11 protein-coding genes are annotated in these 12,685 nt (G+C 72.4%); 8 read left to right on the forward strand and 3 right to left on the reverse strand.

Translation table 11 applies throughout. From position 1 onward, the window contains the following. The first annotated feature begins 66 nt into the window (after positions 1 to 66). A complete protein-coding gene (locus ACFV9O_RS29425; RefSeq protein ID WP_385423115.1) occupies positions 67 to 498 on the forward strand; it encodes a nuclear transport factor 2 family protein in 432 nt (143 codons plus the stop codon). Positions 499 to 536: 38 nt separating this feature from the next. On the opposite strand, the gene ACFV9O_RS29430 is transcribed toward ACFV9O_RS29425, so the two are convergent. Continuing rightward, a complete protein-coding gene (locus ACFV9O_RS29430; protein ID WP_385423062.1) occupies positions 537 to 1,337 on the reverse strand; it encodes a nuclease-related domain-containing protein in 801 nt (266 codons plus the stop codon). 252 nt (positions 1,338 to 1,589) lie between these two features. Between ACFV9O_RS29430 and ACFV9O_RS29435 the strand changes: the two genes are divergently transcribed. From ACFV9O_RS29435 to ACFV9O_RS29460, 6 genes are all read left to right on the forward strand, one after another. Then, on the forward strand, positions 1,590 to 3,593 hold the full coding sequence (locus tag ACFV9O_RS29435) for a HEAT repeat domain-containing protein (protein WP_385423064.1): 2,004 nt from the start codon (positions 1,590 to 1,592) through the stop codon (positions 3,591 to 3,593). Between the two features lie 296 nt (positions 3,594 to 3,889). Continuing rightward, entirely contained in the window at positions 3,890 to 4,597 is a 708-nt protein-coding gene (locus tag ACFV9O_RS29440) for a hypothetical protein (RefSeq protein ID WP_385423066.1), read from the forward strand. Further along, a complete protein-coding gene (locus tag ACFV9O_RS29445) occupies positions 4,594 to 6,027 on the forward strand; it encodes an ATP-binding protein (protein WP_385423068.1) in 1,434 nt (477 codons plus the stop codon). The genes ACFV9O_RS29440 and ACFV9O_RS29445 overlap by 4 nt, the downstream gene beginning before the upstream one ends. Before the next feature lie 26 nt (positions 6,028 to 6,053). Continuing rightward, on the forward strand, positions 6,054 to 7,454 hold the full coding sequence (locus tag ACFV9O_RS29450) for an FtsW/RodA/SpoVE family cell cycle protein (RefSeq protein WP_385423070.1): 1,401 nt from the start codon (positions 6,054 to 6,056) through the stop codon (positions 7,452 to 7,454). After that, on the forward strand, positions 7,451 to 8,917 hold the full coding sequence (locus ACFV9O_RS29455; protein WP_385423072.1) for a penicillin-binding transpeptidase domain-containing protein: 1,467 nt from the start codon (positions 7,451 to 7,453) through the stop codon (positions 8,915 to 8,917). Before ACFV9O_RS29450 ends, ACFV9O_RS29455 begins: the two co-directional genes overlap by 4 nt. A gap of 94 nt (positions 8,918 to 9,011) precedes the next feature. Further along, the gene (locus tag ACFV9O_RS29460) at positions 9,012 to 9,488 is read left to right on the forward strand and encodes a DUF3291 domain-containing protein (protein WP_385423074.1); all 477 of its coding nucleotides are present in this window, start codon (positions 9,012 to 9,014) and stop codon (positions 9,486 to 9,488) included. Here the strand turns inward: ACFV9O_RS29460 and ACFV9O_RS29465 are convergent. After that, on the reverse strand, positions 9,439 to 10,344 hold the full coding sequence (locus ACFV9O_RS29465; protein ID WP_385423076.1) for an ADP-ribosylglycohydrolase family protein: 906 nt from the start codon (positions 10,342 to 10,344) through the stop codon (positions 9,439 to 9,441). The genes ACFV9O_RS29460 and ACFV9O_RS29465 overlap by 50 nt on opposite strands. A gap of 46 nt (positions 10,345 to 10,390) precedes the next feature. Then, positions 10,391 to 11,497 carry a ferritin-like domain-containing protein gene (locus tag ACFV9O_RS29470; protein WP_385423078.1) on the reverse strand — a complete coding sequence of 369 codons (1,107 nt, stop codon included), beginning with the start codon at positions 11,495 to 11,497 and terminating at the stop codon, positions 10,391 to 10,393. A gap of 146 nt (positions 11,498 to 11,643) precedes the next feature. Between ACFV9O_RS29470 and ACFV9O_RS29475 the strand changes: the two genes are divergently transcribed. Next, positions 11,644 to 12,579 carry a diiron oxygenase gene (locus ACFV9O_RS29475; protein WP_385423079.1) on the forward strand — a complete coding sequence of 312 codons (936 nt, stop codon included), beginning with the start codon at positions 11,644 to 11,646 and terminating at the stop codon, positions 12,577 to 12,579. Positions 12,580 to 12,685: the final 106 nt, after the last annotated feature.

A 12,685-nucleotide genomic window follows, 5' to 3' on the forward strand; every position in this document is an offset into this window, starting at 1 on the left:
GGGAGCGGGGATTACTGTCGGAGCAACCAGTAGTCAAGTTTGATGAGATGAGGAGAGCGCGTGACCGTGCCCCACCTGCCCGACACCGGCTACACCCCGACCCCCGGCGAGCTCGCGAGCATCGAGGAGTGGTTCGCCGAGTACGACGCGGCGAGCGGCCGGCGTGACATCGAGCGGATGGCCGACATGGCGGTCTTCCCGCTCAATCTGGTGAGCGACGACTCGGCGGGCGACGGAGCGTCCGCGCAGTGGGACCGCGAGCAGTTCGTCGCCACCATGACCCACGTGATGGGCGACGGCGCGGACGACATCACCTTCGAGTCGACGCGCACGCCCGTGTTCCTCACCTCGGCCATGGTCGTGGTCTTCACCGACTCGGTCATGACCATGGGGGACACCGAGCAGCGGCTGCGGTACGCGGACGTCCTGATCAAGCGGGACGGGAAGTGGGCGTTCCAGACGATGCTGCAGGGCGGCTGGGGGGACAACCTGCGATAAGCCCCTGGGGCAACCCGCGGGTGCCCTCGCCGCCGGGGTCAGGCGCGCAGCCAGGTCCTGCGGTCGCGGGCGCGCCCGTACAGCGCCTCGACGTCCGCCGGTTTCAGGACGCCGCCGAGCCGGGAGAGCGCCGCCACCTCGGTGTCGGCGAGGATCCGTACGTCCCTCGGCACGGGCGGCACGTCGAGCCGCGCAGCCCCGACCACCGCGAGCACGGGACGGACGGCCACGGCCAGCGCGAGCGAGGCCCGCTGGGCTCCCCTGCGAGCCCAGCGCAGCTCGGGCCGGGGCTCGGCGCGGCCCGTCGCGACCAGAGGGTCGAAGACCCTGACGCGGCGGCCACGGGCCGCGAGGGTACGTACCGCGAACACGCCCGCGGGGCCGATCGCCAGATGGTCGATACGGTCGGTGCCGGGCAGCGGCACGGAGTGCAGCACCCGCCAGCCGGTGCCTTCCAGCCGGTCGAGCTCGGCGCCGAGCCGCTGCTGGGCGTCGAGCTCGGCGAGCCGCGGATCGGCCCGCAGATGCCGCCTGCCCAGCGCGGCGTCCAGTGCGAGGTGCAGGGCCTCGCCGGGGCGGTTGGGGGCGAGGTCGTCGTCGGGGTGGAGCGCGAGCCGGACGAGCTCGTCGGCGGTCGGGACGGGCGGGGGCCCGACCGTGAAGTCGCCGGTCAGGTACGGCGCGAGGGCGGCGAGTACCTCGTCGCGGAGCTCGCCGAGAACGAGGCTGACACGGTTGGTGTCGCGGTCGTACCAGGCGGCGTTGCGTCCGCCCGGGAGGCTGACGTACAGCCGTGAACGGCCGTACCTCACCGTTGGTGTGACACGCAGTCCGGTCATTCCCATCGCTTCCTCACCCCCACCGCCCATGGGAGCAGGCGGCGTGCCGGAGGGGCAATATCCCGGACGGGGGACCGGGGCCGTACGGCGTGGCGGTTTTCGAAGTCCTCGATGTCGCGGTCCTGGTGCACACTCTCCTCTAGGCCTTGTCCGGTCGATCAGCCCGGCACGATCGGCCGGACAGGGCCCGGGCGCTGATCCGGCCCGGTCGGCCGGACGCGGCCCGGCACCTGGCTCGCGGGAGGGAACGGCGTGTTCACGGGGATCGACGAGGTCGACTGGGCTTCGCTGGGCCATGCGTACGGTCCGGCGGACGATGTCCCGGGCCTGCTGCGCGGACTCGCGTCGCCCGATCCGGTCGAGCGGGAGGCCGCGCTGGACGCGATGTACGCCGCAGTGCACCACCAGGGCGATGTGTACGACTCGACGCTGGCCTGCATCCCGTTCCTGCTGGAGCTCGTCGCCAGCCCCGAGGTCCAGGACCGGGGCGCGGTCCTGGAGTTGCTGACCAGCATCGGGGGCATCGAGCTCGACGGGGACGACGAACCCGACCCGGACGAGGAGGAGTTCGAGGAGGCCGCCAACTACGCGATGGCGGCGGCGGCCGTCGCCGCCGGAGCGGACGTGTTCGTCGGGCTGCTCTCGGACGACGACCCCGGGGTGCGGCTCGCCGCGCCGTGCGCACTGGCGATGCTGCACGGGGAGCCCGCGCGGGTGCTGGCGCTGCTGCGGGACCGGCTGGAGGCCGAACCGGACACGGAGGTGCGGCTCGCGCTCGTCGAGGCGGTGGGGCGGATCGCCCTGCGGCATGCCGGCCTGCGCGCGGAGGCGGTGCACTGGCTGACCGGACTGCTGGCCCCGGTGCACCCGCCCTGCCTGCGTCTGTCCGCCCTGACCCAGCTGGCCCGGTGCGGGCCGGAGAGCCTCCCGGCCGATGTCGCGGCGACCGCGACGGCACTGCTGCGCGAGGCGGACGAGCCGGGGAGCGCCGGCGAGGGCTGCGGCACGGACGATCTGCTGCGGACGCTGCACTCGGCGCTGGGCGACCGGGTCGACGAGCGGATCGCGCTGCTCGTCGGACGGCTGAGCAGCGGGGACCCTGCGCAGCGGACGGACGCCGTGTGGATGTGCCACGCCCTGATGCGGACCTGGCGGGGACCGTACGAGGAGCTGGTGCGGTGCGTGGGGGCGCAGCTCGGCGATCCGGAGCCACGGCTGCGGGCGGCGGCGGCGAGCCTGCTGGAGAGCCTCTTCGGGCTGGCGCTGCCCGCGGCGGACGCGCTCGCGGCGCGGATCGCGGGGGTGAACGGGAGCCGGGGCGGTCGCCGGGGCGGGGGCCTGGACGTCGGCCGGAACGGGGATGCGGACGTCGCCGCACGGGACGAGCGCGTACTGATCGCGCTGGCCAGGCTCGGCGATCCGCGAGCGGTGCCTGCGCTGGCCGTGGCGCTGGAGGAGCCGGAGCTGCCGCGCAAGGTCGCGTTCGCGGTGCCGTATCTGGGGGCCGCCGCCGCGCCGCTCGCGCCGGTCCTGCGGCGCCGCCTCGGCGAGGCCGAACTCGACGACGGGGCGGTCCCGCTGATGATCGCGCTGGGGGTGCTCCGGGCGGCCGAGGCGCTGCCCGAGGTGCTGCGGATGCTGCGGAGCGCCCGGGAGCGGGGCGGCGAGTGGGTGACGGAGTCCGCGCTGCGGGCCCTCACGGCGTTCGGGCCCGCGGCGCTGCCCGCCGCGCCGGAGCTGCGCGAGCTGCTGGGGAGCCCGAGTCCGTCCGTCGCCGCGGCCGCGGCGAGGGCGCTCTGGGCGGTCTCCGGCGACGCCGGTGCCGTACTGCCGCCGCTGCGGGAACTCGTCGCGGCGGACGGCCCCGACGCGCGCCGCTCGGCGGCTGCGGCGCTCGGCTTCCTCGGCCCCCGCGCATCGGCCGCGGCGCCCGCCCTCCGCGACCTCCTCGCCTCGCGCGAACGCTGGCTCCGCATGGACGCCGCGATCGCCCTCTGGCGCGTCACCGGGGACACCCGGGACGCGCTGCCGGTTCTGCTCTCGGCCTGGGAGGAGAACCGCTACGGCCGCGTCGAGGTCGCCGAATGCCTCGCCGAGATGGGTCCCGCGGCATCCCCCGCCGCGCCGCTGCTGCGTGCCGAGCTGTCCCGGCCGCGCCGTCACAACGTCCTTGACGGGGGCTCCGGCTCCCACGACATCGAGCAGGACGAGCGCCTGCTGACGCTGTGCAGACGGGCGCTGGCGGCGGGGGTGTGACGCGGGCGGGGGTACCTGCGGCGGGCCTTCCCGCTGAGTGCGCCCCGCACCGGCCAGTGGGCCCGCGTGTCCGTTCTCAAAACGCCGGATGGGCGAATGGCGCCCCGGAGCGGCCGGGTGGGCGCCTGTTGCACAACCGACAAAGCACCGCCGAATCGTTGCAATAGCGGACAGATAGCCTCGATCTCCTCGGCGAGTACGTCGTTCCGCTTAAGGTTGAGCGAAAGACCGACCGGCCCGAGCCCCGTCTGACGCGCAAGACGGCGTCGCCGCAGCATCAGCAGGGAGCCAGCCCCGTGAAACCGTTCCGCACCGTCATGGGCGCAGCGCTCGCGGCGATGGCCGGTGTGCTGCTGCTGTCCGGGTGCGGTGGCGCAGGCGGGCTGGAGAGCGCGGGGCCGACGCCGACGGCCGTAGGGCCCGTGGAGCTGTGGCCGGAACTGCCGCCGATCTCGGCGCCGCCCGTCGACTACGGGGAGAGCGACACCACCCGTATCCAGGGGATCAAGGTGCGAAACGGTGACGTCCGCTCCGTGGACCCGGTCGCCGTCGTCCAGGCCGAGGTGGCCGCCCACCCCGAGGAGGTCACCGGAGCGGAGGGGCTTTACCCGCAGACGGCCCGGCAGATCCGCGACTGCAGTGCGAAGCCCGGCACCTGCCCGGTGCTCAGGCCGTACTACCGCGACCTCACCGGCGACGGGAAGGACGAGCTGATCCTCGCCATCACGATGCCCGAGCAGCGCACCGCGATCCGGGTCTACACGCCGCAGGACGGCGGGCTGATACGGATCATGTCCGACTCGGACGCGATCGTCCGGGTGGAGGTGGCCGGCAAGGACCTGATCGTCCGTGCCGTGTCGGCCGGAATCCCCGGATACGAGTACCGGACCGCCTGGTCCTGGGACGATCAGCAGCGCGCGATGCTCCCCGCCCGCGACGAGATCATCCGCGTCAAGCCGTCGGCGTCCCCGGCACCCGTCCCGTCGGCGGAGGCCACCCGATGAGATCGCGCCGCACCCGCCTCCACCGCCCCCACGACGGCACCCGGACCGCCCGTGCCGCCCGCGCCCGCCGCCCCCGTCGCCATCCGCTCCTCCCCCGCCTCCCCGCCTGGACCGCGACGCTGACCTGGAAGGCCGCGCTCTTCATCACCGTCATGTGCTGCGCCCTCGCCGCGCTGCTCGGCGCGCTGGTCCATGTGTCCGTGACGCGCCAGACCGTGGACCAGGCCCGCGAGAAGGCCCTCGCCCGCCTGGAGGACGTGACGGAGGCGTACGAGGCGGGCGAGCCGCTGGCCCGGTTCGGCGAGATCGATCCGCCGGGGCTTCCGGCCGAGCTGCGGAACCTCGCCCTGCGCGGCAAGCGCGGGACGGTCGTCTCCGACTTCCAGGACCGGCCCACCATGTGGGCCGCGGGCCCTGCCGACGGCCGGGCCATAGCCGTACGCGTCGACTACACCCTCAGCGCGGACACGATCAGCAACCTGGACCGGGCGATCCTCGGCTCCTCCGTCCTCGCGATCGGCGCCACGCTGCTGGTGGGCGCGTTCGCGGTGAGCCGTGTGACCCGCCGGCTGCATCTGACCGCGCAGGTGGCCCGCCGTATCAGCGCGGGCGATCTGGACGCCCGCGTCAACGATCCCCGCACCAAGGACCCTTCGCGGCGCGAGGACGAGGTAGCCACGGTGTCCGGCGCGCTGGACACCATGGCCTCCACGCTCCAGGAGAAGCTGCTGAACGAGCAGCGCTTCACCGCGGACGTGGCGCACGAGCTGCGCACCCCGCTGACCGGGCTCTCCGCCGCGGCCGAACTGCTGCCGCCGGGCCGCCCGTCGGAGCTCGTCCAGGACCGGGTCCGGACGATGCGCGCCCTGACCGAGGACCTGCTGGAGATCTCCCGGCTGGACGCGGGCGGCGAGACCGTGGACCTCGACATCCATGAACTCGCGCCGCTCGCCGAGCGGGTGGTCCGGGCGGTGCGGGCGGCCGGTTCGGAGACGGAGCTGCGGATCGTGCGGCCTGCGAGCGTCGAGACCGACAAGCGCCGGCTGGAGCGCGTGCTGGGCAATCTGATCACCAATGCCCACACGCACGGGGACCGGCCGGTCGTCGTGTCGGTCGACGGGCCTGTGGTGTCGGTACGGGACCACGGCACCGGATATCCGTCGTACCTGCTGGAGCACGGCCCCCAGCGGTTCCGTACCGAGTCGGGCAGCAAGGGCCACGGCCTCGGGCTGACGATCGCCGTCGGGCAGGCGGCGGCGATCGGCGCGAAGCTGGAGTTCTCCAACGCACCGGACGGCGGGGCGGTCGCCCGGCTGAGGCTGCCCGAGTACGTCCACCTCGGCGGACACGAGGACGTGGACGAGGACAGAGGCGGCAACGGGCCTGCGCCCGCCGACGGCACGCCTGAGTCCACAGATAAGCGGACATAAGATTCCTGCTTGCTACGTTGCGTGCCATGACCGCAACGGAAGCGGACGCTCCCCCGCCCGCACTTCGCCTGTCGAAACGGCGCGGGGTCGAGCTCTCGCTCCTCGTCTGCGCCGTCCTGATCTCCGTCTACGGCTACGTCGACGTCGGGCTCACCCGCGACGGCGCCGTCCCGCCCGACGCCGTCGCGTACGGCGCGGGACTCGGACTGCTCGCGCTGCTCGCCCATCTCGCCGTGCGCTTCCGCGCTCCGTACGCGGACCCCCTCCTGCTGCCGATCGCGGTCCTGCTCAACGGCATCGGCCTGGTCCTGATCTACCGGCTCGACCTCGAGACCCCCGGCTTCCGCGCCGCGCCCACCCAGCTCGTCTGGTCGACCCTCGGCGTCGGACTCTTCATCGCGGCCGTCGTACTGCTCCGCGACCACCGGCTGCTCCAGCGGTACGCCTATGTCTCCGTCGCCGCCGCCCTGGTCCTGATGATCGTGCCGATCTTCTTCCCCGCCGTGAACGGGGCCCGGATCTGGATCCGGATCGGCGGACTCTCCTTCCAGCCCGGCGAGTTCGCCAAGATCCTGCTCGCGGTGTTCTTCGCCGCCTACCTCGCCGCCAATCAGAGCGCCCTCGCCTACACCGGCCGCCGGATCTGGAAGCTCCAGTTCCCCACCGGCCGTGTGCTCGGTCCGATCGTCACGATCTGGCTCATCAGCGTCGCCGTCCTGGTCCTCGAACGGGACCTCGGCACCTCGCTGCTCTTCTTCGGGCTCTTCGTGATCATGCTGTACGTGGCGACGGGCCGGACCGGCTGGATCGCGGTGGGGCTGCTGCTCGCCGCGGTCGGCGCGGTCGCGGTCGGCGCCCTCGAGCCGCACGTCCACAGCCGGATCGAGGACTGGCGCGATCCCTTCGCCTCCATCGACGCCGGCCAAGGACCCGGACAACTCGCCCAGTCGCTGTTCGCGTTCGCCGCCGGCGGCATCCAGGGCACCGGGCTCGGTGCCGGGCACTCGATCCTGATCGGCTTCGCCGCCAAGTCCGACTTCATCCTGGCGACCGCGGGCGAGGAGCTGGGGCTCGCCGGGCTGGCGGCGATCATCCTGCTCTACGGGCTGCTCGTGGCCCGGGGCTTCCGCGCGGGGCTCGCCCTGCGCGACCCCTTCGGCCGCCTCGTCGCGGTCGGCCTCGCCGCCATCCTCGCCGTGCAGGTCTTCGTCATCGCGGGCGGAGTGACCGGGCTGATCCCGCTCACCGGCATGGCCATGCCCTTCCTCGCGCAGGGCGGTTCGTCCGTCGTCACCAACTGGATCATCGTGGCGCTGCTGATCCGCGTCAGCGACTCGGCCCGCGTGCCGCTCCCCGAGGCGGCCGGATCCGGGGCCGTCGTGGAGCCGCCGCCCACCATGGCCGCGCCCTCGGGGGAGGGACGATGACGCGATACATCCGGCGCGCCGCCGTGCTCTGCCTGGTCCTGCTGGTCGCGCTGCTGGTCAACGCCGTACGCGTGCAGGTGATCGAAGCGGACGCGCTCAATGCGAACCAGGCCAACCGCCGCCCGGTCATCGCCCGTTACGAGGCGCCGCGCGGCGACATCGTCGTCGGTTCGCAGCGGGTCACCGGCTCCAAGGACACCCGGCAGCAGCTGCGCCACGAGCGGACGTACCGCAACGGCCCGCTGTACGCGCCCGTCACCGGCTACGCGTCCCAGCTCTACGGCACGACCCTGCTGGAGCACGCCGAGGACGCGGTCCTGTCCGGCACCGACCCGCTCCTCGCCCCGCTCCCCCTCTGGAACGACCTCACCCGCTCCCAGCGGCCCGGCGGCCGCGTCGTCACCACCGTCAAGGCCTCGCTGCAGGAGACCGCGTACCGCGGTCTCGCCGGGCGGCGGGGCGCGGTCGCCGCGATCGAGCCGTCGACCGGCAGGATCCTGGCGCTGGTCAGCAGCCCGTCGTACGACCCTGGCCTGCTCTCCGGGAACAGTGCGGACGTCACCGCCGCCTGGAAGCGGCTCAACGCGTCGGACACCCATCCGATGCTCAACCGGGCCATCCGGCAGACCTACCCGCCCGGCTCCACCTTCAAGATCGTGACGGCGGCCGCCGCACTGGACGCCCGGGTCGTCACCGACCCCGATGCCCCGACCGACACGCCCGATCCCTATGTGATCCCGGGGACGAGGACGAAGCTGCCCAACCCGGTGGGTGACTGCGAGGACGCGTCGCTCTCGTACGCGATCCAGTGGTCCTGCAACACCGTGATGGCGGACCTCGGGGTGAAGGTCGGGCTGCCCGGGATGCTGGACGCGGTGGGCAGGTTCGGTTTCAACGACAAGGAGCTGAGGATCCCGTCCGGGGTCGCCGTGTCCAATTTCGACCGGCACATGAGCGTGGACCAGCTGGCGCTGTCGTCCATCGGCCAGTTCGACACGACGGCGACGCCGCTGCAGATGGCGATGGTGGCCGCGGCGGTCGCCAACGACGGGGAGCTGGCGTACCCGTACCTGGTCGAGCGGACCACGACGTGGGACGGAGACACGCTGCGGGAGACGCCCCGCCGCTCCTACCAGCGGGCGATGAACCCGGCGACGGCGCTGGTGATGCGGCGGATGATGATCGAGGCGGTCGAGAAGGGCACGGGGACGCGGGCGGCGATGAAAGGCGTCGTTGTGGGCGGCAAGACGGGCACCGCGCAGCACGGCGTGGGCAACAGGGGCGTCCCCTACGCCTGGTTCATCGCCTGGGCCCAGGCCCAGGACGCGCCCCGCCCCGCGGTGGCGGTCGCGGTGGTCGTCGAGGACGCGGAGGCCAACCGCGCGGAGATCAGCGGCGGCGGCGACGCCGCCCCGATCGCGCGCGCGGTGATGGCCGCGGCCCTGAGGGAGGCCGGGCCCTGAGGGAGGCCGGGCTCCGTCCGGGGGCGCGGCACGTGCGGTCCCGGTCCGCGGTACGGGGCGGACAGACGGGCGGCGTGCGACCTATCGTGCGGCCATGAGCAATGAGCAGCCCGCCTACGAACTGGCCCAGGTGAACATCGCGCGACTCAGATTCCCCCTCGATTCCCCCGAGTTGAAGGACTTCGTCGAAGCCCTCGACCCCGTCAACGCCGTCGCCGACGAGGCCGACGGTTTCGTCTGGCGGCTCCGCAGCGACAGCGGCAATGCGACGGACGTGCCGGTCTTCGGCGACGACTGGCTGATCGTCAACATGTCGGTGTGGCGCGACACCAATTCCCTGACCGCCTTCATGTACCAGGGGCAGCACCGTGAGCTCCTGGCCCGGCGCCACGAGTGGTTCGAGCGGGTGAAGGAGGCGATGACCACGATGTGGTGGGTGGAGGCGGGCCACCGCCCGACGGTCGAGGAGGCCGAGAAGCGCCTGCTGCACCTCCGCGAACACGGCCCGACCCCGCACGCGTTCACGCTGCGGACGTCGTTCCCCCACCCGGGACCGGTTCGCGTCGGCTGAGCCACTCCTCGGGAACGGCCCCGACGCCGGTCGCCGCGCCCACGATCCCGCCGGTGATCGCGCAGGTGGTGTCCACGTCGCCGAAGCCCTCGGCCGTGGCCCACAGCGCGGCCACCAGGTCGTCGGAGTGCCGGGCAGCGGTCCAGACGGCGAAGGGCACGGTGTCGTCGGCCCGGATGCGCTGCCCGTTCCCGAGGACGTCCGCGGCGCGCCACGGCTCCGTGGTGAACGGCAGCCCGGCGGCCCGCTCCAGCCCCTCCCGTACGGCACTGGCCGGCGTGCGCTCGGCGACGGCGGCGATGTCGAGCTCGCCGCGTACGGACAGGGCCGCGGCGACGGCCACGGCCACCGCGCCCGCGACGCCCTCCGGATGGGCGTGCGTCACCCGGGCGGACAGCTCCGCCTGGCGCACGGCGAGTTCCAGGTCCCGTGAGAACCACGCACCCAGCGGGGCCACCCGCATCGCCGCCCCGTTGCCGAGGCTGCCGCCCTCGAAGAGCTGCGGGGCCAGCGTGCGCCAGTCCTTTGGTGCGCCGAGCAGGGCGGGCAGCAGCATGTGCATCCCGTGCCCGTACCCGCGAGCCGGATCCGCGTCGTACGTCAGCGCGAAGCACGTGGCCAGCCGGTCCTGGTCGACCGCCCCGTGCTCCTCGAGGACGCGGAGCAGGGCGAGCGCCATGGCGGTGTCGTCGGTCCAGTGCCACTCGGGCTCCTGCGGCGTGCGCCGGGCCCTGATCTCGTCGTACGCCTGCCGCGGTTCCCGGAAGAGGGGGAACCAGCGTTCCCCGAAGGCGTCGCCGAGGGCGAGCCCTTCGATGCTGCGGCGGGCGGCGGGACGGTCGGCGGCATGGTTCATGACCGCCATGCTGCCGCGCCGGACCGGTGGCGCGCACCGGAAATGTTCAGGCCCCGCCGCCCTCCGCGATCGCCTCCTCCACCTCCGCCACCCGCTCCGCCTCCTCCGTCGCGAAGCGCTCGCGGTCCAGCTGTTCCGCGAGCTCCTCGTCCTGGCTCATCAGCAGGTCGAGGTTGGAGTCGCCGAGCTCGAAGACGCCCATGTCGACGTACGCCTTCTGGAGCCGCTCGCCCCACAGGCCGATGTCCTTCACGCACGGCACGATCCGGCTGAAGAGCAGCTTCCTGAAGAGGTGCAGGAATTCGGACTGCTCCGTGTACTCCTCCGCCTCCTTGCGCGGGATACCGAAGTCCTCCAGCACCTCCAGGCCCCGGATGCGGTCGCGCATGAGGTAGCAGCCCTCGATGACGAATTCCTCGCGCTCGCGCAGCTCCGCGTCCGTGAGCTGCTTGTAGTAGTCACGCAGCGCCATCCGCCCGAAGGCGACGTGCCGGGCCTCGTCCTGCATGACGTACGCCAGGATCTGCTTGGGCAGCGGCTTGTCGGTCGTGTCGCGGATCATTCCGAACGCGGCGAGGGCGAGCCCCTCGATGAGGACCTGCATCCCGAGGTACGGCATGTCCCAGCGGGAGTCGCGCAGGGTGTCGCCGAGCAGACCCTGGAGGTTGTCGTTGATCGGGTAGAGCATCCCGATCTTCTCGTGCAGGAAGCGCCCGTAGATCTCGGCGTGCCGGGCCTCGTCCATGGTCTGGGTCGCGGAGTAGAACTTCGCGTCGAGGTCGGGCACGGACTCGACGATCCGCGCCGCGCACACCATCGCCCCCTGCTCGCCGTGCAGGAACTGGCTGAACTGCCAGGAGGAGTAGTGCCGGCGCAGCTCGCCCTTGTCCTTCTCGGTCATCCTCGACCAGTGGCGGGTGCCGTAGAGGCTGAGGGCTTCGTCGGGGGTGCCGAGCGGGTCGTACGGATCGACCTCGATGTCCCAGTCGATCCGCTTTGCGCCGTCCCACTGCTTGTCCTTGCCCTTCTGGTAGAGGGCGAGGAGGCGGTCGCGGCCGTCGTCGTACTCCCAGCTGAAGCGGGCGGCACCGGAGGCCGGGACGGACCAGACGGGTTCCTGGGGCGGGTTGGTGTAGTGATCAAACGTCGACACGAAAGGCTCCCTCGCCTCGCACTGACGAACTGCTCTCACTGACGAACTGACGGTCTGTTGGCAGGCTCACACGTTGGTAGACGCTCAGTCAACAAGTACCGCACAGGGGATTGACGGTCTTACTGACGCGCAGTCTCATAAGAGGCATGACGACTGTGACCCCACGCGATCTCACGCTCCTCCGCGACGCCCTCGGCCCGCTGCGGGACCGCGAACAGGTCGCCGCGCGCCTGCTCGAATCCTCGGCCAAGCACTCCTTCGACCCCGAGACGGAGCTCGACTGGGAGGCCCCGATCGAGGAGGGCAAGTGGTTCTGGCCGCCCGAGCTGGTGTCCCTGTACGACACACCGCTGTGGAAGAGGATGTCCGAGGAACAGCGGATGGACCTGGCACGGCACGAGGCGGCGTCGCTCGCGTCGCTCGGCATCTGGTTCGAGATCATCCTGATGCAGCTGCTCGTGCGGCACATCTACGACAAGTCCGTGACCAGCAATCATGTACGGTACGCGCTCACGGAGATCGCGGACGAGTGCCGGCACTCGATGATGTTCGCGAAGATGATCCAGAAGGGCGGCACCCCGGCGTATCCGGTACCGCGGGTCTACCACAACCTGGCGCGCGTCCTGAAGACCGTGTCGACCACGCCCGGTTCGTTCGCCGCGACGCTGCTCGGCGAGGAGATCCTCGACTGGATGCAGCGCCTCACCTTCCCGGACGAGCGCATCCAGACGCTGGTCCGCGGCGTGACCCGCATCCATGTGGTGGAGGAGGCCCGCCATGTGCGCTACGCCCGCGAGGAGCTGCGCCGCCAGATGGTGACCGCGCCGCGGTGGGAGCAGGAGTTCACCCGCCTCAGCTGCGGCGAGGCCGCGCGCGTCTTCTCCGTCTGCTTCATCAACCCCAAGGTGTACGAGAACGTCGGCCTGGACCGGCGGGAGGCGGTCGCCCAGGTGAAGGCGAGCGGCCACCGCCGCGAGGTGATGCAGACCGGCGCGAAGCGCCTCACGGACTTCCTCGACGACATCGGCGTGCTGCGGGGCGCCGGGCGCAGGCTGTGGAAGAGCTCGGGACTGCTGGCCTGAGCCTCCGGGGCGCGGGGCGCAGGCCGTGGAAGAGCTCGGGGCCGGCGGCCTGGAGACCGTCCTGCGAGGGGGCAGCGCCGGGGGGCCCGTGGACACGGCGGTTACG

Source organism: Streptomyces sp. NPDC059909 (assembly GCF_042730885.1).
GTDB lineage: Bacteria > Actinomycetota > Actinomycetes > Streptomycetales > Streptomycetaceae > Streptomyces.

Excerpts from the sequence above, each read along its gene's own strand:
- ACFV9O_RS29455 (WP_385423072.1), top strand. The coding sequence starts at position 7,451 with ATGACGCGATACATCCGGCGCGCCGCCGTGCTCTGCCTGGTCCTGCTG.
- ACFV9O_RS29430 (WP_385423062.1), bottom strand. The coding sequence starts at position 1,337 with ATGACCGGACTGCGTGTCACACCAACGGTGAGGTACGGCCGTTCACGG.
- ACFV9O_RS29450 (WP_385423070.1), top strand. The coding sequence starts at position 6,054 with ATGACCGCAACGGAAGCGGACGCTCCCCCGCCCGCACTTCGCCTGTCG.
- ACFV9O_RS29475 (WP_385423079.1), top strand. The coding sequence starts at position 11,644 with ATGACGACTGTGACCCCACGCGATCTCACGCTCCTCCGCGACGCCCTC.
- ACFV9O_RS29465 (WP_385423076.1), bottom strand. The coding sequence starts at position 10,344 with ATGAACCATGCCGCCGACCGTCCCGCCGCCCGCCGCAGCATCGAAGGG.
- ACFV9O_RS29460 (WP_385423074.1), top strand. The coding sequence starts at position 9,012 with ATGAGCAATGAGCAGCCCGCCTACGAACTGGCCCAGGTGAACATCGCG.
- ACFV9O_RS29445 (WP_385423068.1), top strand. The coding sequence starts at position 4,594 with ATGAGATCGCGCCGCACCCGCCTCCACCGCCCCCACGACGGCACCCGG.